The sequence below is a fragment of the Kribbella sp. NBC_01245 genome (assembly GCF_036226525.1).
Taxonomy (GTDB): Bacteria; Actinomycetota; Actinomycetes; order Propionibacteriales; family Kribbellaceae; genus Kribbella.
In genome coordinates, this window is record NZ_CP108487.1 from 2,365,204 (window position 1) to 2,391,108 (window position 25,905).

General features: G+C 67.6%; 22 protein-coding genes. 4 read left to right on the forward strand and 18 right to left on the reverse strand.

The window, feature by feature from the left end:
* The first annotated feature begins 16 nt into the window (after positions 1–16).
* The 3 genes from OG394_RS10445 (at position 17) to OG394_RS10455 (ending at position 4,060) form a co-directional block, all read left to right on the forward strand.
* Entirely contained in the window at positions 17–160 is a 144-nt protein-coding gene (locus tag OG394_RS10445) for a hypothetical protein (RefSeq protein WP_328994935.1), read from the forward strand.
* A gap of 190 nt (positions 161–350) precedes the next feature.
* Entirely contained in the window at positions 351–1,616 is a 1,266-nt protein-coding gene (locus tag OG394_RS10450; RefSeq protein ID WP_442914301.1) for an IS110 family transposase, read from the forward strand.
* A 716-nt stretch (positions 1,617–2,332) separates the two neighbouring features.
* Positions 2,333–4,060: an alpha/beta hydrolase gene (locus OG394_RS10455; RefSeq protein WP_328994936.1), complete on the forward strand. Its 1,728-nt coding sequence runs from the start codon at positions 2,333–2,335 to the stop codon at positions 4,058–4,060.
* Here OG394_RS10455 and OG394_RS10460 read toward each other — a convergent pair.
* The 14 genes from OG394_RS10460 to OG394_RS10525 form a co-directional block, all read right to left on the reverse strand.
* A complete protein-coding gene (locus OG394_RS10460) occupies positions 4,047–5,099 on the reverse strand; it encodes an acyltransferase family protein (protein WP_328994937.1) in 1,053 nt (350 codons plus the stop codon). The two genes, OG394_RS10455 and OG394_RS10460, sit on opposite strands and share 14 nt — an antisense overlap.
* A 419-nt stretch (positions 5,100–5,518) precedes the next feature.
* The gene (locus tag OG394_RS10465; protein WP_328994938.1) at positions 5,519–7,981 is read right to left on the reverse strand and encodes an ATP-binding protein; all 2,463 of its coding nucleotides are present in this window, start codon (positions 7,979–7,981) and stop codon (positions 5,519–5,521) included.
* 534 nt (positions 7,982–8,515) lie between these two features.
* Positions 8,516–8,950: a hypothetical protein gene (locus OG394_RS10470; protein ID WP_328994939.1), complete on the reverse strand. Its 435-nt coding sequence runs from the start codon at positions 8,948–8,950 to the stop codon at positions 8,516–8,518.
* A gap of 27 nt (positions 8,951–8,977) precedes the next feature.
* The gene (gene dapB / locus OG394_RS10475; protein WP_328994940.1) at positions 8,978–9,724 is read right to left on the reverse strand and encodes a 4-hydroxy-tetrahydrodipicolinate reductase; all 747 of its coding nucleotides are present in this window, start codon (positions 9,722–9,724) and stop codon (positions 8,978–8,980) included.
* Between the two features lie 186 nt (positions 9,725–9,910).
* Positions 9,911–10,402, reverse strand: coding sequence for an NUDIX hydrolase (locus OG394_RS10480; protein ID WP_328994942.1), 492 nt, complete (start codon positions 10,400–10,402; stop codon positions 9,911–9,913).
* An 84-nt stretch (positions 10,403–10,486) separates the two neighbouring features.
* Positions 10,487–11,494, reverse strand: a complete 1,008-nt coding sequence (locus OG394_RS10485) for an ABC transporter ATP-binding protein (RefSeq protein WP_442914281.1) — start codon at positions 11,492–11,494, stop codon at positions 10,487–10,489.
* Positions 11,491–12,507 carry an ABC transporter ATP-binding protein gene (locus tag OG394_RS10490; protein WP_328994943.1) on the reverse strand — a complete coding sequence of 339 codons (1,017 nt, stop codon included), beginning with the start codon at positions 12,505–12,507 and terminating at the stop codon, positions 11,491–11,493. Before OG394_RS10490 ends, OG394_RS10485 begins: the two co-directional genes overlap by 4 nt.
* On the reverse strand, positions 12,504–13,394 hold the full coding sequence (locus OG394_RS10495) for an ABC transporter permease (protein WP_328994944.1): 891 nt from the start codon (positions 13,392–13,394) through the stop codon (positions 12,504–12,506). The genes OG394_RS10490 and OG394_RS10495 overlap by 4 nt, the downstream gene beginning before the upstream one ends.
* Positions 13,387–14,313 carry an ABC transporter permease gene (locus tag OG394_RS10500; RefSeq protein ID WP_328994945.1) on the reverse strand — a complete coding sequence of 309 codons (927 nt, stop codon included), beginning with the start codon at positions 14,311–14,313 and terminating at the stop codon, positions 13,387–13,389. The genes OG394_RS10495 and OG394_RS10500 overlap by 8 nt, the downstream gene beginning before the upstream one ends.
* Positions 14,310–15,929 (reverse strand): peptide ABC transporter substrate-binding protein, encoded by a 1,620-nt coding sequence (locus tag OG394_RS10505; RefSeq protein ID WP_328994946.1) that lies wholly within the window; start codon positions 15,927–15,929, stop codon positions 14,310–14,312. The genes OG394_RS10500 and OG394_RS10505 overlap by 4 nt, the downstream gene beginning before the upstream one ends.
* Before the next feature lie 381 nt (positions 15,930–16,310).
* Positions 16,311–17,621, reverse strand: coding sequence for a M16 family metallopeptidase (locus OG394_RS10510; RefSeq protein ID WP_328994947.1), 1,311 nt, complete (start codon positions 17,619–17,621; stop codon positions 16,311–16,313).
* Entirely contained in the window at positions 17,618–19,846 is a 2,229-nt protein-coding gene (locus tag OG394_RS10515) for a polyribonucleotide nucleotidyltransferase (protein ID WP_328996824.1), read from the reverse strand. The genes OG394_RS10510 and OG394_RS10515 overlap by 4 nt, the downstream gene beginning before the upstream one ends.
* 276 nt (positions 19,847–20,122) lie before the next feature.
* A complete protein-coding gene (rpsO, locus tag OG394_RS10520) occupies positions 20,123–20,395 on the reverse strand; it encodes a 30S ribosomal protein S15 (protein WP_328994948.1) in 273 nt (90 codons plus the stop codon).
* 126 nt (positions 20,396–20,521) lie between these two features.
* A complete protein-coding gene (locus OG394_RS10525; protein ID WP_328994949.1) occupies positions 20,522–21,481 on the reverse strand; it encodes a bifunctional riboflavin kinase/FAD synthetase in 960 nt (319 codons plus the stop codon).
* 109 nt (positions 21,482–21,590) lie between these two features.
* Here OG394_RS10525 and OG394_RS10530 point away from each other — a divergent pair, with 109 nt between their 5' ends.
* Positions 21,591–22,589, forward strand: coding sequence for an SGNH/GDSL hydrolase family protein (locus OG394_RS10530; protein ID WP_328994950.1), 999 nt, complete (start codon positions 21,591–21,593; stop codon positions 22,587–22,589).
* A gap of 12 nt (positions 22,590–22,601) precedes the next feature.
* Here the strand turns inward: OG394_RS10530 and OG394_RS10535 are convergent, their stop codons facing one another.
* The 4 genes from OG394_RS10535 to rbfA all read right to left on the reverse strand — a co-directional run bounded on the left by OG394_RS10535 (position 22,602) and on the right by rbfA (position 25,812).
* The gene (locus OG394_RS10535; RefSeq protein ID WP_328994951.1) at positions 22,602–23,483 is read right to left on the reverse strand and encodes an NAD-dependent protein deacetylase; all 882 of its coding nucleotides are present in this window, start codon (positions 23,481–23,483) and stop codon (positions 22,602–22,604) included.
* 32 nt (positions 23,484–23,515) lie between these two features.
* Positions 23,516–24,373 (reverse strand): LLM class flavin-dependent oxidoreductase, encoded by an 858-nt coding sequence (locus OG394_RS10540; protein WP_328994952.1) that lies wholly within the window; start codon positions 24,371–24,373, stop codon positions 23,516–23,518.
* Between the two features lie 85 nt (positions 24,374–24,458).
* Positions 24,459–25,394: a tRNA pseudouridine(55) synthase TruB gene (gene truB, locus OG394_RS10545; RefSeq protein WP_328994954.1), complete on the reverse strand. Its 936-nt coding sequence runs from the start codon at positions 25,392–25,394 to the stop codon at positions 24,459–24,461.
* Positions 25,375–25,812 carry a 30S ribosome-binding factor RbfA gene (gene rbfA / locus OG394_RS10550; RefSeq protein ID WP_328994955.1) on the reverse strand — a complete coding sequence of 146 codons (438 nt, stop codon included), beginning with the start codon at positions 25,810–25,812 and terminating at the stop codon, positions 25,375–25,377. The genes truB and rbfA overlap by 20 nt, the downstream gene beginning before the upstream one ends.
* Positions 25,813–25,905 lie beyond the last annotated feature (93 nt).

Consider the following 25,905-nt stretch of genomic DNA (forward strand, 5'->3'; position numbering starts at 1 on the left):
AGCACGCCCGCATCCCATGTCCGACCGTCGCACGACTGCTGGTGCCCTCGGCGTCGACGTTGTCGCACAGGCCACGCTCGGCCGCGGAGCGCTCGACATCCGCAGCCGCCTTCTGCCGCGAGTCTGGCACTGCTCTGGTGGGCGGCCCGTTCCGGGCTGAAAATTGGGGTGGTGCCCGTTGACGCCGTATCACTGTGGTTCGTTTGAGGCCGTCCGCGAGTCGGGCGCCGGGAGTTGCGTTGTGGGCCTTTCAGTGTTGCCTTTGAGCACGCGGACTAGATTCGCCGGATCCTTGCAGCTCCTGCGGGCACCGTGTTTGCCGGTGCGTTGTGTGGAGGTGGGTTGTGGTGCTGGAGCAGACGCAGGATGTCGAGGAGATCATCGCGCGGGTCGCGGCGCTGGACATCGGTAAGGCCGAGTTGGTGTGTTGTGTGCGGATTCCGGATCCGGGCCGGCCGGGGCGCCGGTTGCAGGAGGTGGACCGGTATTCGACGATGACGCGGTCGTTGTTGCGGCTGGCTGACCGGCTGGTCGAGCTGGGGGTGTCGCGGGTGGTGATGGAGGCGACCTCGGACTATTGGAAGCCGCCGTTCTATCTGCTGGAGGCGGCCGGGTTGGAGACCTGGCTGGTGAACGCCAAGGATGTGAAGCATTTGCCGGGTCGGCCGAAGACCGACCGGCTGGATGCGGTGTGGTTGTGCAAGGTGGCGGAGCGGCAGATGCTGCGGGCCAGTTTCGTGCCGCCGTTGCCGATCCGCCAGTTGCGGGATCTGACCCGGTATCGGGTTGATTTGGTGAACGCGTGCACTGCGGAGAAGAACCGGGTGGAGAAGCTGCTGGAAGATGCCTGTATCAAGGTGTCGGTGGTCGCGTCGGACATTTTCGGGGTGTCGGGGCGGGACATGCTGGCCGCGCTGGCCGGGGGTGAGCGGGACCCGAAGGTGCTGGCGCAGTTGGCCCGGTCCCGGATGCGGGCCAAGATCGGTGACCTGGAAGAAGCCTTCACCGGATACTTCACCGACCACCACGCCTATCTGCTGGCCAAGATGCTGGCCCGGATCGACCAGATCGAAGCCGATATCGCCGACCTCGAAGACAGGATCGGCGACCAGATCGCCCCTTTCGCCGAGGCGGTGGAACGACTCGATGAGATCCCCGGCATCGGGCGGGTCACCGCGCACGTGATCATCGCCGAAATCGGGACCGACATGACCCGGTTCCCCACCCCGGGCCACCTGGCGTCGTGGGCCAGGTTCGCCCCCGGGGTTAAAGAATCGGCCGGGAAGAAGAAAGGCACCGGCGCCACCGGCCACGGCAACTCCTACCTGGCCCGGGTCCTGGGCGAGGCCGCCGTCTGCGCCGGTAAAACCGACACCTTCCTCGGCGAACGCTACCGGCGCATCGCCAGACGCCGCGGCCGCAAGAAAGCCATCGTCGCGGTCGGCCGCTCCATCCTGGTCATCGTCTGGCACCTGCTATCCGATCCCGACGCCCACTTCCACGACCTCGGCCCCGACTTCTACGACAACCGCATCAACCCCGAACGGAAACGACGCAACCACGTCCGCCAACTCCAAGCCCTCGGCTACAACGTCACCCTCGAACCCGTCGCCTGACCACCGAGCACACAACCTCCCGGCTCCGCTGCGCTCCGCCGGAACACACGCACGCCCCAACACAGTCATTTTCGGACTAGTGGTCGCGTCTGAACCTTCCGCGAGTGGTCGGGCAATACGCGACCACTCGCGGCAGGTTCAGACGCGACCACTCGCGGACAAAAGGAAGCGGGCTGACCAGGGCTTCGTTGTACGTCGCGCCGGCCGCCGCCGTTGCGACATCGCGCTCGTCGGCCGCCGCGCATCGCGAACGTCGGACGCGGACGCCGGGTCGCCGTAGAGCCTCGGCTGGGCGGGTGCGGGGACTCGTATGCCGTGGGGTCTCGCCTAGGCGGACGGGGACGTCGTACACGGTGCATGGCCGAATCCCAACGGTGCAGGGGGATTTGTGGATAACCATGCCGCGAGGTGCCTTGTTGTGTGGCGCGCGTGCACGCGCAAGGAGGCACCTCGCGGAAGGGTTTTCCACAGGTGGCGTATTTCGGGTCCGACCGTCGTTGGGGAGGGAAATGGTCAAGGGGGTAAGGGGTTGCGGGCTCGTGGAGGTTGGTGAGCAGGGGTGGCGGCGGCAGAAGTTCTTGGGATTGGAAGGGGGACTGGCCGGGGAGGGAGTGGACCTGGGGTGGGGTGGCGTGACAGATTGCGACGGACCAATCACGCAGTTCCCGCAGCCGCACCCTGCATCGGATCCTGCAAGGCCGTCCGTTGGAGGATGTATGAAGTTCCGTGCCCTGGCCGCAAGCCTCGGTGCCGGTGTTCTCGCGCTCACGTTCGTCTCGGGTCCGGGTGCCGTTTCGGCGTCCGCCGACCTGATCGTCACGGTCCAGCCGACGCGGACCATCGTGGCCGAACGTTATCTGGAGCAGGAGTTGAGCTGGCGGAAGTGCGGGGAGCCGGCGCTGCGGACGCAGTGCGCGCTGGTGACCGTTCCCCGCGACTGGAGCAACCAGAGCGCCGGTGTCGATCTCGAGGTCGCGATCAGCAAGGTCGCGCCGAAGAAGGGCAAGCCGAGCCGGATCGTGGTCGGCAATCCCGGTGGTCCCGGTGCGCCTGGTCTGGGCATGGCGCCGTTCCTGGCGAGCCGGCCGGCGCTGGCCAAGGGTCACCTCGCGGTCGGGTTCGACCCGCGCGGCACCGGTGACAGTACGACGATCACCTGCGACGGCTCGCCGTTGTTCACGATGGACGCGCGCGATCGCGACGGGGACAACCTCGACCTGATCGCGGACGCGGCCGAATTGACCAGCACCTACTGCGAGCGCCAGTCGCGCGGCCTGCTGCCGTACATCACCACCGAGCAGACCGTGAAGGACCTCGACCTGGTCCGGGCGTTGCTCGGGTTCGAGCAGCTCGACTTCATCGGGTACTCGGGCGGCACCTGGCTCGGCGCGTACTACCAGACGTACTTCCCCGAGCACGTCGGTCGCTTCGTGCTCGACTCGAATACCGACTTCACCCAGCCGTGGCAGCACACCTTCGAGGCACAGCCGGAGGCGTTCGAGCGCCGCTTCCGCGAGGACTTCGCCGGCTGGGCCGCCCGCTACCACGCGCAGCTCAGGCTCGGGAAGACCGCCGAACAGGTCGTCCGGTTCTACGAGCGGCTGCGCGCGAAGCTGAAGCAGGAGCCCGCGGTCGAGTCGTTCCTCGACGGCATGATCAAGGTGACGTACGACCAGAACACGCTCGACGGCATGATCGCGAACTCGATGTACTCCAAGCTGGACTTCCAGACGCTGGCCGAGGACATGCGCTTCATCAACGACCTGCGCGACACGATGGCCAAGAAGGGTCGAAAAGCAACACAGCGCAAGGTCGACGCGTTGCCGGACGTCGTACAGAAGGCGCATGCCAAGCGGGCGCAGCGGGCGATGAGCCGTCGGTCCGGGCCGGTGCTGCCGCTCGCCGAGGACTCGTCGAACTCGACGTTCTTCGCGATCACCTGCAACGACACCGAATGGCCGCAAGGTCAGGGCCACGCCGATGACGTCTCCGCCGAGCTCGGCCCGCAGTACCCACTGCTGGGCTGGAGTGCCAACGAGAACCCCTGCTACTACTGGGATCGCCCCAGCCTGGACATGCCCGTGCCGGATGGCGAAGGCCTGCCGACGACGTTGATGGTCCAGTCCGACCACGACCCGGCGACCAACGCGTCGCTGGCGGTCGAGGCTCACGAGCAGTACGCCGGTTCGCGGTTGGTCCGGGTCGCCGGTGAGGGTGACCACGGCATCTACGGTGGGATCAACCCGTGCGTGGACAAGGTGGTCGACGCGTTCCTGACCACGGGCCGCTCCCCCGTTACCGACGTTGTCTGCCAGGGCACGGGCATTCCCGCGCCGCGCAAGCACGAGCCGGAGCCCGAGGTCGCGGCAGCCCGTACGGCGGCCGTCACCGGCTACCCGCTGGCCCGCATCGCGGATTACACGAACTCCCTCAGCGGCTTCTGACTGCTGCCGGACGGCCCTCACGGCTCATCGCCGTGGGGGCCGTCAGGTCGAAGAGGGCCCTGGGCAAGAACCGACGCAGCCAAGTGCAAAGCCAAACCAGGAACGCGGTCAGTACGACGGGCTCGAACACCGCGACAGCCCATTGAACGCCGGGGCCAACCGACGAAAGCGGCCCGATCAGTACGGCGTGCGTCAAGGCCAGCAACGGCATATGCAGCACGTAGATCGGCAACGTCTTGCCGCCGAGCTTGGCCAGCCCGCGAGTCAACGCGGCCCATCGGGTGATCAGCCCGGCCGCGGTCACTCCCAACGCGACGGCGACCACGCCGGCCAACGGCCAGATCCCGAACCAGGTCTTCGCGTCGAACACCGCGATCAGCCCGAGCAAGAACGCATAGGGCACGCCGATAGCGACCAACCGAGCCCAACTGGCCTTGGCCGCCAACCGCTCGACCACGGATTTGCCGTACATCCCGCCGAGGAAGAAGACCAGGTTCTGGTAAACCCCGCCGCGATTACCCGGTGTATCGAGAAGGCCCGCTGCCGTGATCGCGGACAACGCGAAGGCCGCCGCCAATACCAGTGCGGGTGGTAGGTCGCGAACCAGTTTGGCGATCACGAAGTACACCGCGAGGGCGTAGAGATACCAGAGGTTCGACGGCGTGATCGTCAACTGTGCCAGGAATTGCAGCGCATTAGTGGCCCGCTCAGTTCCGAAATCCGGCACGAACGCGAGAACGGCCGTATGAATTACCAGCCAGAGCGCGTACAGATAGGCGAACTTGGCGACCCGGGTCCGCGCCAGCACCGGCCACGGACGACGTACCGCATTGACCGCGAACAGCCCGGAGATCGTGAAGAACAAGGGCATTCGCAACGGCAGCAGCTGTTCGCTGACCTTGCCCCATACGCCCGGAACCGGTGTCGAGATCCGCCAGTCGATCTGCAGATAGTGCTTCATGATCACGTGCCAAAGCACCACCAGCAGAATGCACACGCCTTTTGCGACGTCCGCCCACGCCACCCGCCGTTCCGACATCTCGCCCCTAATCCCTCAAACGCTTCATGGAAGTCGCTGAAGCGTAGGAAGGCGATGCATCCCGGCGGCCGCCGTCAGGTATCAATCAGGGATCATTACGCACCGCTTTTGGAACGTTCCGATCACTCGGTGCAACCGAATGCTGACGGGTGCTGACGGCGTTCGTTGTCAGCTCAACCTTGTCAGGGCAATGTCAGGGTTTCGTCCCTGGGAGCTCCGCACCCGGAAGAGAAGCATTAGGGCATCGCGGGAGAACCAGACGTTCGGACGGGAGGGGCCGACGTCAGGGATAACCCAAACAGTGGTACGGCCGGTTATGCGTGGGGGGACTGCCTGGGGGGTCAGACAGGCATAGCCGGCCGAGACCCGTTGATGGGGGCGTCGACGGGTCTCGAACGGAGGTAAGCGGGTTTCCGGCGTCACCGATCGGGCGGATCGGTGATCGCCGGATACCCGTCCGTTACGGAATGGAGAGGGACGGCCCGGCCCGCCGCACGAGCGGCTGCCAGGTCGCCAGGATCGAGTTCGGCCTGGACCGCGGCCCGCGTGGCCGCGTGATCGGCTTCCTCGACCAAGGGGACGGGGGCCCGGATCACTTCCCGGATGCCGCCCGCGGCACCGAGCAGGAAGGCGGCGTACGACGGCTGCCCACGCTGCCGGACCACAGTGGCGAGCTCCTCAAGGACACTCGCGGAGCGCCAGCGATCCCCCAGGTCCTGGTGCTCCGCGAGGCTCTCGTCCAGCAGCTGTACGGCCCGGCCGGCCCGGCCGCGACGCCGTTCGACGATGCCGAGCTGGTTCAGCGACCACGCCACGCCTTCGCGATAGCCCAGGCGTTGCGACAGCGCGAGGCTCTCCTGCAACAACGTCTCGGCGCCGGGCAGGTCACCGCCGTACTGCGCGATGGCCCCGAGGCTGATCAGCGACCACGCCAGGCCTTCGCCATCGCCCAGCGTGCGGAAGTCGTTCCGCGCCTCGCGGCACCATTCGGTCCCGCCGGCGAGATCGCCCTTCAACCACGCCACGAACCCGAGGTGGTTGCGCGCCCACGCCTGACTCGATCGATCGCCCAGTCTTTCCGCGATCTCGAGGCTCTGCCGGTACAACGCCTCAGCCTTTTCGTACTCACCACGCTCGCGGGCCACGCCACCGAGGCGCTGCAGCACCAGCGCCGTACCGGCCTCGTCCTCCAGCTCGCGGTACAACGCGAGCGCGGCCTCGAGACGCTCGATAGCCATGTCGTACTCGCACTGGAGGAACGCGAGCATGCCCGCGCCGACCAACGCCTTACCTTTGTACGACGTGAGGCTCTCGCTGGTGCCGTCTTGTTCGGCCAGTTTGAGCGCTTGCTCCAGCCACTCGGCGCCTTCCGCGTAATACCCGCGCAGGTAGCAGAACAGCCACAACCCGCCCGCCAACCGCATCGCCTCGGCGGTCGCGTCCGCGCGCAACGCCCACGCCATCGCCGCGCGGAGGTTGTCCAGGTCGAGGTTGAGCCGGTTCAGCCAGTCACCCTGGTTCGGCCCGCGCAGATGGTGCTCGGCCTCTTCCACCAGGGCGATGTAGAACCCGGCATGGCGGCGAGCCACCTCGTCGTACCGGCCGTCCTGTTCGAGCTGGGTCATCGCGAACTCGCGGATGACGGCGAGCATGTCGTACCGCGCGGTGCCACGTTCGCGATGGACCCGCACGAGCGACTTGTCGACCAGCCGGCTGGTCAGGTCGAGCACCTCGGCCCGCTCCAACGGCCCGGGATCGGTCCGCCCGGTCGCGACGGCGGCGAGCGCGGCCAACGGCCAGCCGCCCGCGAAGACCGCGCTGGTCGCGAACAGGTCGCGCTCGGATGGCGTCAGCAGCTCGTGGCTCCAGGCGATGGCCGCCCGCAACGACTGCTGGCGGGGTGAGGCCGTGCTCGACCCGCCGGTCAGGATGGCGTACGAGTCCTCCAGCTCGGTGGCCAGCTCCTCCATGGTCAGCACGTTCGTCCGGGCGGCGGCCAGCTCGATCGCGAGCGGCATCCCCTCCAGTCGACGTACGACTCGGGCGACCTGTTCGACCCGGTCCAGGCCGACCTGCCCACGCGCGGACGCCCGGTCGACGAACAACTGCACCGCCGCCGAATCGCCGAGCCGTTCCTCGGGCCAGTCGTCCCGCGGCAGCCCGAGCGGCGGCACCAGGTGCACGGTCTCGCCAGGCACGCGGAGGAGCTCCCGGCTGGTGGCCAGGATGGCGACTTGGGGACAGCGCTCGAGCAGGGCCACGCAAACCTTCGCCACGTCGGGCAGGACGTGCTCGCAGTTGTCCAGCACCAGCAGCAGACTCCGCCGGCCGAGCTGGTCCGCCGCCTCCTCGAGCGCTCGCTCCCCCTCCAACGGCGGCAGGCCGAGCGCGGCGCCGATGGCGGTAACGACATTCGTCAGGGAGGCGAGGGGGATCCAGCACACGCCCTCGTCGAACCGCGGCGCGACGGCCCGGGCGGTGGCGAGGCCCAGCCGGGTCTTACCGATACCGCCGGGTCCGGTGAGGGTGAGGAGGCGCGTACGGCCTTCGCCGAGCAGGCGGGTGGTCTGGGCTAGGTCGGCGGCGCGGCCGACCAACTCGTCAGCCGGTACGGGCGGCGGGCGGAGGCTGGACCGTTGGACGTCCCCCTGCCGCTGCGCGACGGTGGTGAGCTGCGCGCGATCACTCGCCCCCAGCCCCAATGCGTCGAACAACAGGCGCAAGGTATGAGCCCGGGGCGCCCGGCGCCGCCCGCGCTCCAGCGCAGCGATCGCGTCTACGCTCAACCCGGCTCGCTCGGCCAAACCCTCCTGCGACAACCCGGCATCACGTCGATGCCGACGAAGCAGGTCGCCAAACGTCGCGCCATGAGCGTCGTCCATGCCGCGCCGAGATCCGTCTGCCTGCAAGGGAGGGCTCCAGATGCGTCTGCAGATACACCCAACCCCGAAACCGTAACCCCTCCGCCCCTCGTTGTCAGTCACTCCGGTGCGCCGCGGCACACTATTGCCCCCACACCCGTTTCAGCTACCCGCCCGGCGCCGATAAGTCGCGCCTTCCCGCCGTTTGAAGCGCTTACCCGCCCAAGGCAGCCCGCGCGCCGCCCGCACGCGCATCTTCCTGAGCGAACTGGACGTTTTTGGGGGCGAAAAACGTCCAGTCCGCTCAGGAAGACGCCCGCGTGGGCTCTCCGGGTGGCAACTCGCCAGCCATTGGACGTCGGACGACACAACCCGGCCTAAAGTCCGCACCGCGCAGGCGATTAGCGTTGATTCGTCCGAATCCGCCCGCCTACGCCGGTGACCAATCGACCCGCCGCGGAATGGGCGAGCGGATACAGCCCAATCAACGCGGGGAGAAGGTGGACGCCGACCGCCAGCGCAGGGAGAAGGGGCCACGCGTGGCGGCGAGGGTGGTTAGCGGTGTTTGGTTATGGCGGTGCGCATGGCGGTGCGGGCTCGTTTTCGGTCGCCGGCGGCGTCGTAGGCGGTTGCCAGGCGGAACCAGACGCGCCAGTCTTCTGGGGCGGCCTCCGCCTCGGACTTATAGCGGAGGAACGCCTCATCGGCAGCCGCCCGCACGATTCGCCCCGACGGTTGGCGGGGAAGGTCGTCCACCGGCAGGTCGCCAGTTGACTCGAGCTCGGCGGCGAGCCGCTCAGTCGCCCGACCGAACTGGAACTCGCGGTAAACCAGGTAGGCCCCCACCACCGGGATCACCAGGACCGCGAGGCCGAGGGCGATCCCGACCGGCTTGCCCGTGCCGATCAGGAGCACGCCGCGATACCCGAGCAACCCCGCATACGCAACGAACACCGCGACCAGCACCAGCACAACCCGCTTAGCGGTCACCCCCACACCACCAAGGACGGCTTCATCTCACAGATCCAGGAAGTGCTCGAGACCGACGGTCAAACCCGGCGCGCCAGCGACCCGCCGTACGCCGACAAGCACGCCGGCCATGAACGACTCCCGGTGCAGGGAGTCGTGCCGGATGGTCAACGTCTCCCCCGTGTCGCCGAACAGCACCTCCTGATGCGCGATCAACCCTCGCAACCGCACCCCGTGGACGCGAATCCCCTCAACATCGGCACCACGCGCCCCCGGCAACTCCTGCGTGGTCGCGTCCGGCACGGGCGGGCTGCCCGCCTCGCGACGGGCGTCGGCGATGAGCTCCGCCGTACGGCGTGCGGTGCCGGACGGGGCGTCGACCTTGTCCGGGTGGTGCAGCTCAATGATCTCGACCGACTCGTAGAACCGGGCGGCCTGGGCGGCGAAGCGCATCATCAGCACGGCGCCGATGGAGAAGTTGGCGGCGATGAGTACGCCGACGTCCGGTTTCGAGGCCAGCTGGGTCCGCAACGTGTCCAGCCGGGCCGCGTCGAATCCGGTGGTGCCGACGACCGCATGGATGCCCTGGTCGATGCAGAAGGCGAGGTTGTCCATCACCACTTCGGGCCGGGTGAAGTCCACCACCACCTCGGCGCCCGCGTCGACGAGTTGGCGCAGGTCGTCGCCCTGGTCGAGCCGGGCGACCAGCTCACAGTCCGCCGCGTCCTCCACCGCCTGGCAGGTCTGGGACCCCATCTTTCCCTTGGCCCCGAGCACGCCCACCTTGATCGTCATCCGCTCCCTCTCCGAACTGGCCGTCACGGAGCACAAGGATCTCACCCGCGGAAGAATCATTGATCAACGGGAGTAGCACCGGCGAACCGTGGGTAGACCTGATCCCAGGTGGGACTCCCCGGTCGCCTGGTGTCCGGGGAACCCACCCCAAACCGGCCATAGCCGACCCCGCGGATCCGCGGGACGTCAGTCGCCAGGCAAGGTGTGGTTGTCGTCCAGATAGATGGTCTGGTTGGTAGCACGGGCCTGAAGCGCCGCCTCGAGCCGGAGCTGCCCCCGGAAAGCATGCTGGCGGATGGCCTCGGCCGGCGTCAGCCAGAAGGTCTCGGTGATCTCGCCCGGCTGCAGCACCAGCGGAGTACCACTCGGAATCGGGTCGGCGTCGAACACGTACAGCGTGACCGCGGGCTGGACCGGATCGGTCCGGTGGTGCACCGCCAGCAGGCGCGTGACACACACGACCAGGCCGAGCTCCTCCTCCACCTCACGCTCCGCCGCCTGTGCGGGCGACTCGTCGAACTCGATCCCGCCCCCCGGCAGCACCAGGCCCTCCCGGTACGGGTTGGACACCATCAGAATCCGGTCGTGCTCGTCGGTCAGCAATACCCCCGCCGCGGACAGCGTGCCCGTGACAGAAGCGCTCGGTGGCGGCTCGACAGTCCAGCTGCTTTGCGTCATCTTCTGTTCATCCCCAGGTAAACAACGATCAGGTGCGTCCTTAGAGACCAACGACGGACGCCCCCCGATGGTTGCATCCCAGCCTCAGATTCCAGCCATCGAAGTGTATTTCGCCTGCGAATCTTCGGCGAAATGACATGAAACCTGCTGTCCGGATGGGATGACACGCAGTTCCGGGACATCTGTCGAACATCGTGCTTCAGCCCGCAGACAGCGCGTGTGGAACCGGCAACCCGGAGGTGGCGCCACCGGCGAAGGCGGGTCGCCCGCGAGCACGATCCGGCGCCGCCCGGCCCGGGCCAGACCCGGCTCGGCGGACAACAGCGCCTGCGTGTACGGATGGGCCGGTACGTCGTACACCTGGCTGTCGGCACCAAGCTCCGCCACCCGGCCAAGGTACATCACGGCCACCCGGTCCGACACATGCCGTACGACGGACAGGTCGTGCGCCACGAAGATGATGCTCAACCCGAGCTCCCGCTGCAGCCGCATCAACAGGTTCACCACCTGCGCCTGGACGGACAGGTCGAGCGCCGAGACCGGCTCGTCGCACAGCAGCACGTCCGGGTTGAGCGCGATGGCCCGGGCGATCCCGATCCGCTGCCGCTGTCCGCCGGAGAACTGGTGGGGGAAGCGCGTCTCGTCCTCCGCCCGCATTCCGACCAGCTCGAGCAGTTCGCGCACCCGGTCGCGGATATTCAGGCCCTTGGACACCTCGGGATGGACCTCCAGCGGCTCGGCCACGATCTCGCCGACGCGCATCCGCGGGTTGAGACTGGAGTACGGATCCTGGAACACCACCTGGATCCGGCGCCGCCACTGCCGCAACGCCTTCGCGCGCAACGAGTTCACGTCGACGCCGTCGAACCGCAGCTCACCGGAGGTCGGACGCTCGAGCGCGGAGAGCAGCCGGACCAGGGTCGACTTGCCGCAACCGGATTCGCCGACGATGCCGAGCGACTCGCCCTTGCGCAGGGTCAGGTCAACCCCGTCGACCGCCCGGACCAAGGTCTTGCGCCCGAAGGAGAACGACTGACTGATGTCGTAGTGCTTGACCAGATTCGTTGCCACCAGCAACTCTTCGCCGCTCACACCGTCTCCTCTCGCAACGCTATCGACGTACGTCGGATGCAGGCCGCCTCGCGCCCCGGCGCCACGGTCAGCAGCGGTGGCGGCTCGTCCGCGCAGGCGTCGATCGCCAACGGGCAACGCGGGCGGAACGCACAACCCGACGGCATCGCGTGCAACGACGGCGGCGTGCCGGGAATGGTCGGCAACTCCTGCCCTTTGAGCTCGGCCGACGGCATCGAGCCGAGCAGCCCCTCGGTGTACGGATGGACCGGCCGCTCCAGCGACTCGGCCGTGGCCGCCCGCTCGACCACATGGCCGGCGTACATCACCACCACGTTGTCGGCGACATCCGCGACGACGCCGAGGTCGTGCGTGATGAGGACGACCCCCATCTGCCGCTCGGTCTGCAATTCGGCGATCAGCTCCAGGATCTGCGCCTGCACGGTGACGTCGAGCGCGGTGGTCGGCTCATCCGCGATCAGTACGTCGGGATCGAGCGCGAGCGCCATCGCCAGCATCACCCGCTGGCGCATGCCGCCGGAGAACTCGTGCGGGTAGTCGTTCACCCGCTTGGCCGCCGCCGGGATCCGGACCCGGTCGAGCATCTCGGCCGCCCGCCGCATCGCGTCGCGCTTGGACAGGCCACGGTGCACCTGGTAGCACTCGGCGATCTGACGGCCGACCGACTGGACCGGGTTGAGCGCGGACAGCGAGTCCTGGAAGACCATCGTGATCCGGTCGCCGACGATCTTGCGCCGCTCACGCACCGACATCGCGATCAGGTCGTCGCCGCGGTACTCGGCGGTGCCCGACACGATCCGGCCCGGCGGCATCTCCAGGATGCCGGTCAGCGCCTGGGTCGAGACGCTCTTGCCCGAGCCGGACTCGCCCAGGATCGCCAGCGTCTCGCCCGCGCGGACCTGCCAGGACACCCCGTCGACGGCCCGGACCACCCCGCGCGGGGTGTCGAACTCGACGCTCAGGTTGTCCACCTTGAGCAGCACTTCACCTTGAGAACCTTGCGAGCCAGTCATCGCAGCAGTTTCGGGTCGAGGGCGTCGCGGATCGAGTCGCCGATGATCATGAACGAGATCGTCATCGTCGAGATGAACAGCGCCGGCCAGATGAACAGATGCGGGGTGTCGCGGTACGACGCGGCGACACCGAACTGGCTGCCCCACGAGATCGACGGCGGCTGCAACCCGACGCCGAGGAACGTCAGCACCGCCTCGAGACCGACCATGCCGCCGATGCCGAGCGTGGTCATCGCCAGCAACGGCGCCATCGCGTTGGGGAAGACATGTTTGCGCAGGATCCGCAGTGGCGGTACGCCGATCGACCGGGCCGCCAGCACGAACTCGCGGTTGCGCACCGAAAACACGGTCGAACGCATCAACCGCATGCCGTGCGGCCAGGCGATCAGCAGGATGACTCCCACGATGACCCAGATACTGCGATTCGGGACCGAGTTCAGCACCACGATCAAGACGACGATGCCCGGCACCGAGAACAGCACGTCCGCCGTGCGCGAGATCAGGCTGTCGACGAAACCCGGGAAGTAGCCGGCCAGCAGACCGAGCACTGCCGCCAGCACGAAGACGCCGAAGCTCGCGACGATGCTGACCAGCACCGACGGCCTCGCGCCGTACACGACGTTGGCGAAGTAGTCGCAGCCCTGGATGTCGTACCCGAAGAGATGTCCGGGCGAGCGGCCCAGCCGGCTCTTCGACAGGTCGCAGCTGCGCGGATCGACCGAGGTGAACAGGCCCGGTACGGCCGCCATCGTGAAGAACACCAGTAACAGCAGGCTGCAGAGCACGAACTGCGGCTTGCGCAACAACGCGCGGAGTAGCTCCCGGTTGGACAGCGTGCCGCCGACGTCCGCCGCCTCGGCGCCGACGACCGCCTGGACGTCAGACATGGCGCACCCGCGGATCGAGAATGCCGTACAGCGCGTCCACCAGCAGGTTGATCAGGATGAAGGTGACAAAGGCCAGCGTCGACAGCAGCACCACCACACCACCCTCCTTCAGCTTGATCGCCTGGAACATGAACTGGCCCAGACCCGGCAGGTTGAAGATGCTCTCGGTCAGGATCGCGCCGCCGAACATGCCGGCCAGGTCGAGACCGATGAAGGTGACGACCGGCAGCATCGCGTTCGGCAGGATGTGCCGCCACAACACCCGCTGCTCCCCCAGGCCCTTGGCCCGGGCCGTCTTCACGAAGTCGGCATTCACCGTCTCCACGATCGACGTCCGCATCAACCGGGCCAGCCCGGCGAACCCGAGCAGGCCGATCATCAACGCGGGCAGCAGGTACGACATCGGGAAGCCCTCGGCCGTGCCCGATACCGGGAACCACTTGAGCTGTACGCCGAACAGGTACTGCCCGGCGAAGTAGACGACGAGACCGGGCACGGCCAGGATGCCCAGGGTCGCGAGCAGCAGGAACCGGTCGACCAGGCCGTTGCGCTTGAACCCGGCGTAGATCCCGAAGATCAGACCCGCGCCCCACTGGAACACGTTTGACAACAGGGCCAGCTGCAAGGTCACCGGGATCCGGATCTCCAGCTGCTGCGCGATATCCCGCCCGTCGAAGGTGGTGCCGAAGTTGCCGGTCAAGATGTCCCGCATGCTCAGCAGGTACTGGATGATGAACGGCTCGTCCAGGTGGTACTGCGCCCGCATCGCCGCCATCACCGACTCGGGAACCGGCTTGTCCCCGGCGAGTTCCCGCAGGGGGTCTCCGGGCATGGCGAACACCAGCGCGAAGACCCCCAACGTGACGATGATGCCGATCGGTATCGCGGCCAGCATCCGCCGGAGGATGAAACGGATCACTTGAAGGTGGAGTAGAGCGGCTGCACGCCGAGGAACTTCGAGTTCCGCGGCTCGATCCGCTCGGAGTGCAGGTAGGCGTTCTGGCTGTGCCACAGCGGGATCAGCGGCAGGTCCTCGAGCGCGAGGTCCTCGGCCTGCTGGTAGATCTTGATCGCCTTGTCCTGGTCGGGTTCGGCGTCGCCCTGGGCCAGCAGCTTGTCGAGCGCCGGGTTCTTGTAGCCGGCGAAGTTCGCGTCGCCGTTCGACTTGAACATCGGCGTCAGGTAGTCCTCGATCGACGGGTAGTCGTGACCCCAGCCCGACAGGCGCATGCCGTCGAGCTTGCGGTCGTCGGCCAGCTTGGTGATCTCCGAGCCCTGCTTACCGATGTACTTGACCTCGATGCCGAGGTTCTGCCGGATCATGTTGCCGAGCGCCTCGGCGAAGATCTGGCTGGTCGGCCGGGTGGTGTTGTAGTAGATCGTCAGCGGGCCGTTGAACCCGCCGGCCTCGGCGAGGAGCTTCTTGGCGCCGGCGACGTCGAGCTTGCAGTACTTGCAGGCGCCGGGGCGGGCGCCATTGATGTCGGGCGCGATCAGGCCGGTGGCCGGCGACGCGATCCCGACCAGCTTGGCGAAGGCCTCCCGGTCGATGGCCATCGAGAAGGCGTGCCGCAGCTTCGGGTTCGCGAAACGCGCGTCCCAGCTCGGGAACGCCCAGTAGTTGTTACCGGAGCTCTCGCTCAGCAGCCAGCGCTCGGGCGCGTCGGTCTTGAAGGTCTGGATCTTGGTCGCGGGCACCGAGACGAAGTCGACCGTACCGGCCAGGAACTCGTTGTACGCCGTGTCCTCGTTCGGGATGAACCGGAAGGTGATCGAGTCGGCCTCGGGCGCGTTCGGGCCCTTGTAGCCGTCCCACTTGACCAGCTTGATGTCCTCGCCGACCTTCCACTCGCCGGTCGCGAGCTTGTACGCGCCGTTGCCGATCTGCTTGCGCTCGAAGGCCTTCGGGTCCTTGCGGACCTCCTCGGCCAGCGGCGCGAGACCCATGTACTGCAGGGTCAGGCCGAACTGCGAGAACGGGTACTTCAGCTTCACCGTGAAGGTCTGCTCGTCGACGAGCTTCAGGCCCGTCATCGTCTTGACCGAGGTCGGCTTCGGCGTCTGGCCTTCCGGCGTCTCCGGGTTCAGCGCGTCGTACCCCTCGACCTTGGAAAAGAAGCCGTTGTTCTTCCAGGCGTTCGAGCCCTGGGCGGTCAGGTTCCAGCTGTCGACGTAGTCCTTGGCCGTCAGCGGCTGGCCGTTCTGGAAGGTGTTGCCCTTCTTCAGCTTGATCGTCCAGGTCTGGCTGGTGGCGTCCGGCGTGACGGATTCGGCCAGCACGTTCTGCAGCTTGCCGGTCGTCGGATCAGTGGACACCAGCGGCGCGAACATGGCCTGGGCCACCTGGATTCCCGGGCTGCCGTTCTCGTTCAGCGGGTTGATCCACTCGATCGGCTCGGCCGACAGGGCGATCGTGACCCCCTTCCCACCGCTGCCACCCTCACCGTCGCCGGACCCACTGCCGCAGGCGGTCAGGGCCAGGGCGAGTCCGAGCGTCACCCCCAGTACACGCGTGGAACGAGACAGACGCGGCATCACACACTCCCGAGATCGGCGGACCACCCTGCGGGGCGGAGTTGTCGCACATCGTGGCCCGTGGAAACTGCGCATGTCAACGTTGTCAGCCTGTTTGAGCAACCACTTAACCAACGCGTTACTTTGCCAAGACCTCAGAGCACGTCAGACCTATCGCGGCTCTACCGTGGCCGTCAAGGCCGGGTTTAGCGTCAAGTTGTCCGATGTCCTCGATCAAATCAAGCCATCGATTTCCTGCGCAAAACTGCGCGCTACCGCGCACGCCCTCGGGTTCTTCTTTTTCATTCATTCGTCGCAAAGCGCCCTCCCCCGCAGTGGACCGGTGCTGGTCCGCCGTGGTGGGAGGGCGCTTTGCGACGAATGAATGAAAAAGAAGCTGGGCTAGAGGCTGAAGGCCGACTCGTCGTCGAAGGGGCCCATTACCGTCAGGGCCGGTTTTCCGGCATAGAGTTCGGTGGCCAGTTCGGCGATGTCGTCCAGGGTGACCTCGTCGATGCGGTGCAGGATCTCGTCCACGGTCGGCAGTTCGCCGTACACGAGCTCCGCCTTGGCGATCCGGGTCATCTTGGCGCCGGTGTCCTCCAGCCCCATCACCAGCCCACCACGCATCTGGCCCTTACCGCGCAGCAGCTCGGCCGGCGTCACGCCCTTGGTGGCAACGGCTTCCAGCTCGGCGCGGATGACCTCCAGCACCTCGGGAGCCTTCTTCGGCAGACAGCCCGCGTAGACGCCGACCATGCCCGCGTCCGCGTAGGCCGAGCCGAAACTGAAGACCGAGTACGCGAGACCGCGCTTCTCCCGGACCTCCTGGAACAACCTCGACGACATACCGCCGCCGACGATGCCGTGCAGCACCCCGGCGACGTACCGCCGCTCGTCCGTACGGACCAGGCCCGGCAGGCCGAGCACCAGATGCGCCTGCTCGACGTCTCGGTGGTGGACCTCCACTCCGCCGTACGTCGTGACCTGGCGACGGCCCGCCGTACGAATGGGCGCGGGGGCTGCCTCCTCGGTCACCCAGTGGCGTTCGAAGGCCTTGCGCACCAGCCGCACGACGCTCGCGTGGTCGACGTTGCCGGCCACGGAGACGACGATGTTCGACGGCTTGTAGCGGCGTTTGTACCACCCGGCCACCTGGGCGCGGGACAAGCCGGCCACCGACTCGGGCGATCCGGTGATGGATCGGCCGAGCGGCGAACCGGCCCAGAGCTGTTCCGCGAAGAGGTCGTGGATGTGGTCCGACGTCTCGTCGGCGTGCATCGCGATCTCTTCGTCGATGACGTCGCGCTCACTCTCGACATCGGCCGTGGTGAGGGTGGCCGAGGTGATCATGTCGCAGATGACGTCGACCGCGAGCGGCAGATCGGTATCCAGCACCCGCGCGTAGTAGCAGGTGTACTCCTTGCCGGTGAACGCGTTCATCTCGCCACCGACGGCGTCCAGCGAGGCGGAGATCTCCAGCGCGTCCCGCCGGGTGGTGCCCTTGAAGAGCAGGTGCTCCAGGAAGTGCGTCGCGCCGGCGAGCGACTCAGGCTCGTCGCGTGAGCCGACACCGACCCAGACGCCGAAGCTCACGCTGCGGAAGCCGGGGACGGACTGGGAAAGCACGCGGAGCCCGGAAGGCAGGACGGTCCTTGTTACGGGACCGCCCTCCTCCGGGCTCAGCAACGTGCTTGTGAGGGCGCGTGTCACTCGCCGTCGTTGTCAGCCGCGTCAGCGGCCTCGTCGGCCTTCTTCTCGTCCTCATCGAGGACGGGGATCAGGCTCAGTTTGCCGCGGTCGTCGATCTCGGCGATCTCGACCTGGAGCTTCTGGCCGACGGAGAGGATGTCCTCCACGGCCTCGACCCGCTTGCCACCGGCCAGGCCGCGCAGCTTCGAGATGTGCAGCAGACCGTCCTTGCCGGGGAGCAGGCTGATGAACGCACCGAAGTTGGTCGTCTTCACGACCGTGCCCAGGTAGCGCTCGCCCTTCTCCGGCATGGTCGGGTTGGCGATCGAGTTGATCATCACCCGAGCGGCCTCGGCCGACGGGCCGTTGGTCGCGCCGATGTAAACCGTGCCGTCGTCCTCGATGGAGATGTCGGCGCCGGTCTCGTCGGTGATCTGGTTGATCATCTTGCCCTTCGGGCCGATGACCTCTCCGATCTTGTCCACGGGGACCTTGACCGAGATGACCCGCGGCGCGAACTCGCTCATCTCACCCGGCGCGTCGATGGCCTTGGCCATCACGTCCAGGATCGTCAGGCGGGCTTCCTTGGCCTGGGTCAGCGCACCGGCGAGCACGCTGGCCGGGATGCCGTCGAGCTTCGTGTCCAGCTGGAGGGCCGTGACGAAGTCCTTGGTACCGGCGACCTTGAAGTCCATGTCGCCGAACGCGTCCTCGGCACCGAGGATGTCGGTCAGCGCGACGTACTCGGTCTCGCCGTTGACCTCACCGGAGATGAGGCCCATCGCGATACCGGCGACGGGCGCCTTCAGCGGCACACCGGCCGAGAGCAGGGACAGCGTCGAGGCGCAGACCGAGCCCATCGAGGTGGAACCGTTCGACCCGAGGGCCTCGGACACCTGACGCAACGCGTACGGGAAGTCCTCACGCGACGGCAGCACGGGCACCAGGGCCCGCTCGGCCAGCGCGCCGTGACCGATCTCGCGGCGCTTCGGCGAACCGACCCGGCCGGTCTCACCGGTCGAGTACGGCGGGAAGTTGTAGTTGTGCATGTAGCGCTTGCGCGTCTCCGGGGAGAGCGTGTCGAGCTGCTGCTCCATCCGGAGCATGTTCAGCGTGGTGACACCCAGGATCTGGGTCTCGCCGCGCTCGAACAGCGCCGAGCCGTGCACGCGGGGCAGCACCTTGACCTGCGCCTTGAGCGGGCGGATGTCGGCCAGACCGCGACCGTCCATCCGGACCTTCTCGGTCAGCACGCGCTGGCGGACGAGCTTCTTGGTGAGCGAGCGGAAGGCTGCGGACAGCTCCTTCTCGCGACCCTCGAAGGTCTCGACCAGCTTGCCGACGACGGCCGCCTTGACGGCCTCGGTGGCCTCCTCGCGGTCGTGCTTGCCGGTGATCGCGAGGGCCTGGGTGAGCTCCTCGGTCGCGGCCTGCTCGACGGCGGCGAACGCGTCGTCCTGGTAGTCCGGGAAGACCGGGAACTCGCCGGTCGGCTTGGAGGCCTTGGCCGCCAGCTCCGACTGCGCGTCGACCAGGGTCTTGATGAAGCCCTTGGCGGCCTCGAGACCCTCGGCGACGACCTCTTCGGTCGGCGCCTGCTTGCCGGCGGCGACGGCGTCGAACGTGCCCGGGGTGGACTCGGCCTCGACCATCATGATGGCGACGTCACCGGTGTCGGTGACACGGCCCGCGACCACCATGTCGAAGACGGCGTCCTCGAGCTCGGTGTGCGTCGGGAACGCGACCCACTGGGTGTCGATCAGGGCGACGCGAGTGGCGCCGATCGGGCCCGAGAACGGCAGCCCGGCGATCTGGGTCGACATCGAGGCCGCGTTGATGGCCAGCACGTCGTACAGCTTGTCCGGGTTCAGCGCCATCACGGTGATGACGACCTGGATCTCGTTCCGCAGGCCGGAGACGAACGACGGCCGCAGCGGGCGGTCGATCAGCCGGCAGGTCAGGATGGCCTCCTCGGAAGGACGACCCTCCCGGCGGAAGAACGAGCCCGGAATACGACCGGCGGCGTACATCCGCTCTTCGACGTCGACCGTCAGCGGGAAGAAGTCGAACTGGTCCTTGGGCTTCTTGCTGGCCGTCGTCGCCGACAGCAGCATGGTGTCGCCGTCAAGGTAGGCGGCGGCCGAACCGGCGGCCTGCTGAGCCAGCCGGCCGGTCTCGAAACGAATGGTACGGGTACCGAATTTTCCGTTGTCCAAAACGGCTTCGGTGAATTCTGCGCCCTCCATGGGCGCGGTGGATCCCGTCACGGGATACCCCTCTCTCGCATACGTTGGACGACCGCGAGGCGCGAGCTCTGGGTTGCCGGAGCTTCTCTTCAGGGGTGCCGGTCTTCGATCGAGGCCCGCGGGACCTGTCACCAGGTCATCCCGAAAGCCACTACCGAGGACCGGTCGTAATCCCATTACGCACCGCGTCGTCCCGTTGTCGTCTTGCTTATTCAGTTGTAGGTCTCATACGGGAGGAGCGGCCACCCGGCACGCCGGAGGCCGCTCCTCACGAAGTCATCGGCGAAGGCCGAGCCGCTCGATCAAGGACCGGTAGCGGTTGATGTCCTTCTTCGCCAGGTAGTTCAGCAGCCGGCGGCGCTGGCCGACCAGCAGGAGCAGGCCACGACGGCTGTGGTGGTCGTGCTTGTGCTCCTTCAGGTGCTCGGTGAGGTCCGCGATGCGGTGGGTCAGCAGCGCGACCTGAACCTCGGGGGAACCGGTGTCACCCTCGGTCAGGGCATACTCACCGATGATCTTCTTCTTCGCAGCAGCGTCAACTGATGACACGCGAGTTCCTCTCGAATTCGTTGCGCGGCGCACCGGGGCTTAGGTCACCCGGGCACTCTGGATCCGCGGCCGTTCAGACGGCAACAGCCAGCGTATCAGCGGGTGGACACCTGGACCCAATCGGCCCTAGGGCCGCAGTAAGGTCCGCGCACCGTCGACGTCGGCCTTCATCTGGACCAGCAGCTCGTCGATCGACTCGAACTTGATCTGGCTCCCCCGCAACCGCGCGACGAAGTCCACCGCGATCTTCGAGCCGTACAACTCGAGGTCGTCGCGATCCAGCACGTACGACTCGACCCGCCGGTCGACGCCGTCGAAGGTCGGGTTGGACCCGACGCTGATCGCCGCCGGCAGCGGTTCGCCGTACGACGGAGCGCCCGGCGCGGGCTCGAGCACGGTCAGCCAGCCGGCGTACACCCCATCCAGCGGGATGGCCGCGTCGGCCGCCGCGGGGATGTTCGCCGTCGGGTAACCGAGCTCCCGGCCGCGCTTGTCGCCCTCGATGACCACGCCGGTGACGCGCAGCGGACGGCCGAGCGCCTCCGCCGCGGCTTCGACGTCGCCCTCGGCGATCTTGGCCCGGATGTACGTCGACGACCAGGGCTGATCCGCACCACCGGCTCCGGCGAGCGCGAGGCCTTCGACGTCGAAGGCCTTTGCCTGGATGAGCGTGTCCACATGCCCGGCGGCCTTGTGCCCGAAGCGGAAGTTCTCCCCGACGACGACGGCCTTCGCCTTGAGCGCACCGACCAGCACCCGGTCGATGAACTCCTCCGGCGACCAGGCGGCCACGTCACGGTCGAACGGCAGCACCAGTACGGCGTCCGCGCCGGCCTTGCCGAGCAATTCGGCCCGCTCGGCCGGCTCGGTGATGGTGGCGGGCCCGTGCCCCGGACGCAGGACCTGCATCGGGTGCGGGTGGAACGTCAGCGCGACCACGGGCAGCCCACCGCGCGCCTCGGCCTGTTGCCGGGCGTGCGCGAGCACCTCCTGATGTCCCCGATGAACCCCGTCGAAGTTGCCGATGGTGACGACAGAGGGGCCGAAGTCCGGACCCACCTCGTCCAGGCTGCGCCAGACAAGCATGGAGCAAGGATTCCATGCCGCCCCGGCGAGCCGCTGACCAGGATCGCCTAACCGACTATTGTCACTTATCGTAGTCGCCTGGCTACCGGAACGCTTCTTGGAGGTCTTCGTGAACGTGCGCCGTGCCCTCGCCGCCTTCCTCAGTCTCACCGTCTGCGGTCTCACCTCCGTCACCCCGCCTGCCGCCGCTTTTCCGGTTCCCTTCGGCAAGTACGTCGCCCTGGGTGATTCGTACAGCTCGGCGCCGTTGGTCCCGATCGTGGACCTGCTGTCGCTGGGATGCCTGCGGTCGGGCGGCAACTACCCGAAGCAGCTGGCCGAGGCGCTGGACGTGGACGCGTTCACCGACGTGACCTGCGGTGGTGCCGATACGACGCACATGACCGGCTGGCAGAAGACTCCGCTGGGGGTCTTTCCGCCGCAGTTCAACGCGCTGACGGCCGACACGGATCTGGTGACGCTCGGCATCGGTGGCAACGACTTCGGCGTCTTCGGCAGCGTGATCAGCACCTGTCCGGGGTTGCGCGCGTCCGACCCGACGGGTGATCCGTGCCGCAAGCACTTCACGGTCAACGGAGTCGACACGTTGAAGGCGAACATCGACAAGACCCAGGCCCGGATCACGGAGGTGGTGAAGGGCATCAGGGCGCGGTCACCGCAGGCGAAGATCCTCCTGATCGGCTATCCGAAGATCGCGCCCGAGACGGGGACCTGTCCGGCGATCCTGCCGTTCGCGGATGGGGACTACCGGTACCTGTACGCCATCGAGGAACACCTCAACGCCGCCGTCGCGAAGGCCGCGGCCGCCGGCGGAGCGACGTACATCGACACCTTCGGTCCGTCGACCGGGCATGACGCCTGCGCGGCCGACGGGGTGGCGTGGATCCAGGGCAAGGATCTCGACCTCTTCCGCGCGGCCAACTACCACCCGCGCTACGAAGGCCAGGCCGCGGTCGCCTTGATCACGTACGTCAACCTGGTCGGCGGCTTCCCGATCATCGACGCCGCACAGCAAGCCACCTGGGCCGCCGAAGCCCGCCACCTCCGCACCCAAGCCGCCAGTCTTTCCCGCCCTGTGCCGCCGTACCACCACCTACTCCCCCGCTAGCCGCGCCCGCCTTCAGCCGAGCGTCTCCACCAGCTCGGTGAGGGCGGGCCCCAGCGCCTGCTGGACGCGCACACTCGCGTGCGCATCCCCGCGGGTCTCGCCCTGGTTGACGATCAGAACCGGCTTGCCCGCTTTCGCCGCATACCTGACGAACCGAAAGCCCGACATCACCGTCAACGACGACCCGAGCACCAGCAACGCGTTCGCATCATCCACCAGCCGATAACACCGCTCGACTCGTGCCCGCGGCACGTTCTCCCCGAAGAAGACGACGTCCGGCTTCAGCAGGTCAGACCCGCACTGGCCACACTCGACCAGCCGGAACCCCGCGACGGCCTGATCCGATAGCTCGACATCGCCGTCCGGGTTGATCCGGGTGGCCTCCGCCTGGAATGCCGGATTGGCCTCGTGCAACCGGTGGTGTAGCTCGATCCGCGCGGACGTGTCCTTGCAATGCAGGCAGACGACCCGATCCAGGCTGCCGTGCAACTCGATCACATCGCGCGCACCGGCCGCCTGGTGCAGGCCGTCGACGTTCTGCGTGATGACCCCGCTGAAGTAGCCCCGCGCCTGCATCGTCGCGACCGCCCGATGGCCGTCGTTCGGATCGGCTCGGGCGATGGTCCGCCAGCCGAGGTGGCTCCGCGCCCAATAACGCTGCCGGGCCGTATTAGTCGCGACGAACTCGCCGTACGTCATCGGCGTGTGCTTCCGCAGACTGCCCGAAGCCCCGCGGTAATCCGGAATCCCCGACTCGGTGGAGATCCCGGCGCCACTCAGCACCACCACGCCGCCGTCGGCGACCACCTCGGCGACCTCGTCGACTCCCGCTGCCGAAGGCGCGACCAGCTGCCCAGGCCCGGCAGACCAGCTCAACGTAGGACGCGACCGCATACGTATAAGCCTACGGACCCCGCACGAAGGTGTCAGTCGATGCGGGGTGGGCCTGCTTCCAGCCGGGTTTCGGCGGCAGCGCGGACGGACTCCGGCTCCATCGAGGACCAGTCGGCGTCGATCCACCAGGTCGCCCCGGCATCAGCCCACTTCCGCACCTCGTCACCGGCCTTCGAATCGTCGGCCTTGGTGGTGCCTTCGGCCACGATGTCGTACCCGTCCATGCCGAGGCCGTGTTTCTCGCGCTCGCGACGGATCCACTCGACCCCGTCCGCGAGCTTCTCCGGCGTGAGCGTGCCCTCCTTCTCCCCCGGATCCGGCATCACGTTCGGCAGCCAGCCGTCCTGCAGCGCGGCCCGGCGCATCGACTTCGGCGCGGGCCAGGCGCCGACCACCCAGGTCGGGATACGCGGCTGCTGCACGGGAGGCGGCGGCGCCGGCGGATCGAGCTTGTCGACCTTCTTCGACTTGAAGTGCTTGCCGTTGAACTCGAACGGCTCATCCCGCCAGAGGAACTGCAGCATCTCGAGCGACTCGTCGAGCATCTCCGCCCGAACCTTGCGCCCCGGGTCATCCTCGAACAGCCAGAACCGCTCCATCCCGGCAACCCCGAGCCCCGCCGCGAGAATCACCCGCCCGTTGCTCAGGTTGTCGACCGTGGACGTCTGCCCAGCGACATCCCACGGTTTTCTCCGCGGCAATGGCGTCAGCATCGTGCCCAACCTGATCCGCTCCGTCGTCATCGCCGCCGCGGCCAACATCGCCCACGCGTCGAGCCCCCAGATCGACTCCCAGACGAAGAACCCGTCCCAGCCATGCTCCTCGGCCAGGCCCGCCAACTCCGCCGCCGTCCGCGCATCCCCATAAGGAAGAACAAACCCGTATCTCATCTGCAAAACGCTAGCCCGGCCCACCGACAATTTCCGCCAACACACAAACTCCGGCAATCCGGCCGCGGCGCGGGCAACGAAAGCCCTAGGTGACGAAGACGGCGGTGGGTTTGGCGATGGGGCCGTGCTGGTCGTACAACGCCAGGAAGGTGCCGTCTGGGGCGAACATGGCGGTCAAGCCGGAGTCGAGGCCGAGGCCGGTCAGGGGGCGGCCGGTACGGATGGCAGCCTCCTGGTCGGCGGTGGCGTCGTACCGGGGGAAGGTTGCGGCGGCGACTTCGGCGATGGGGGTCAGCGCGAAGGAGTCGGCCAACTCGTCGAGGGTTGACGCGCCGGAGAGGTCGAACGAGCCGACTCGGGTCCGGCGGAGGGCCGTGAGGTGACCACCGACGCCCAGGTCGGTGCCGAGGTCGCGGGCTAGGGCACGGATGTACGTCCCGCTGGAGCAGTCTACCGTGACGTCCACGTCGACGAAAGGCCCGACGCCGTCGACAGACTCGACTACTCGCACGTCGCGGACGTCGTACCGGCTGACGGTGACGACGCGTGCCTTGAGGGCGACTTCCTCGCCTGCGCGGACGCGTTCGTACGCACGCCGTCCGTCGACCTTGATCGCGGACACCTTCGACGGCACTTGCGAGATCTCGCCGCGGTACGCCGTTACGGCCGCCTCGATGGCTTCCGCGGTGACGGCCTCGACGGCGCCACTGGGAGCGACGTTCTCGATGGAGCCCTCGGCGTCGTCCGTGGTGGTCGTGGCGCCGAGGCGGATGGTGGCGTCGTACGACTTGTCGGCAATCTGGAGGTGGCCGAGCAGGCGGGTGGCCCGGTTGAGGCCGACCACGAGTACGCCGGTGGCCATCGGGTCCAGCGTGCCGGCGTGGCCGACCTTGCGGGTGCCGGCGAGACGGCGGATCCGGGCGACGACCTGGTGGGAGGTCAAACCCTGAGGTTTGTCCACCACCACGATGCCGTCGACCGCGGACACGTCGGTCACCGGATTACTCGTCGTCGTCGTCATCGTCCTCGCGGCGCTTGTACGGATCGGCCTCGCCGGCCGGCTTGGCGCCCGCGGCGGCCTTGGCCACCTCGGCGTCGGCCTGGCGGGCCTTGGCGAGCAGCTCCTCGATCTGGCCGGCGTTCTCCGGGATGGCGTCCAGGAAGAACGCCAGGCTCGGGCTGTGCCGCAGGCCGAGGACCTTGCCGACCTCGGAGCGGATCATGCCGCGCGCGGACTCCAGCGCGGCGGCGGTCGACGCGCGGTCCTGCTCGTCGCCGTAAACGGTGTAGAAAACGCTGGCCTCGCGGAGGTCTCCGGTCAGTCGCGCGTCGGTGATGGTGACGAATCCCAGTCGCGGATCCTTCACCCGGCGCTCCAGCAGCTCGGCCACCAGCACCTGGATCCGATCGGCCAGTTGCTTCGCCCGTGCTTCACCCATCAGGGCTCACTCCCTCATTCATGAGTAACGTCCGGAGAGGCGGGCGGAACCCGCCTCTCCGGACGTTACCTGGTCAGTTCTCGACAGCTACGG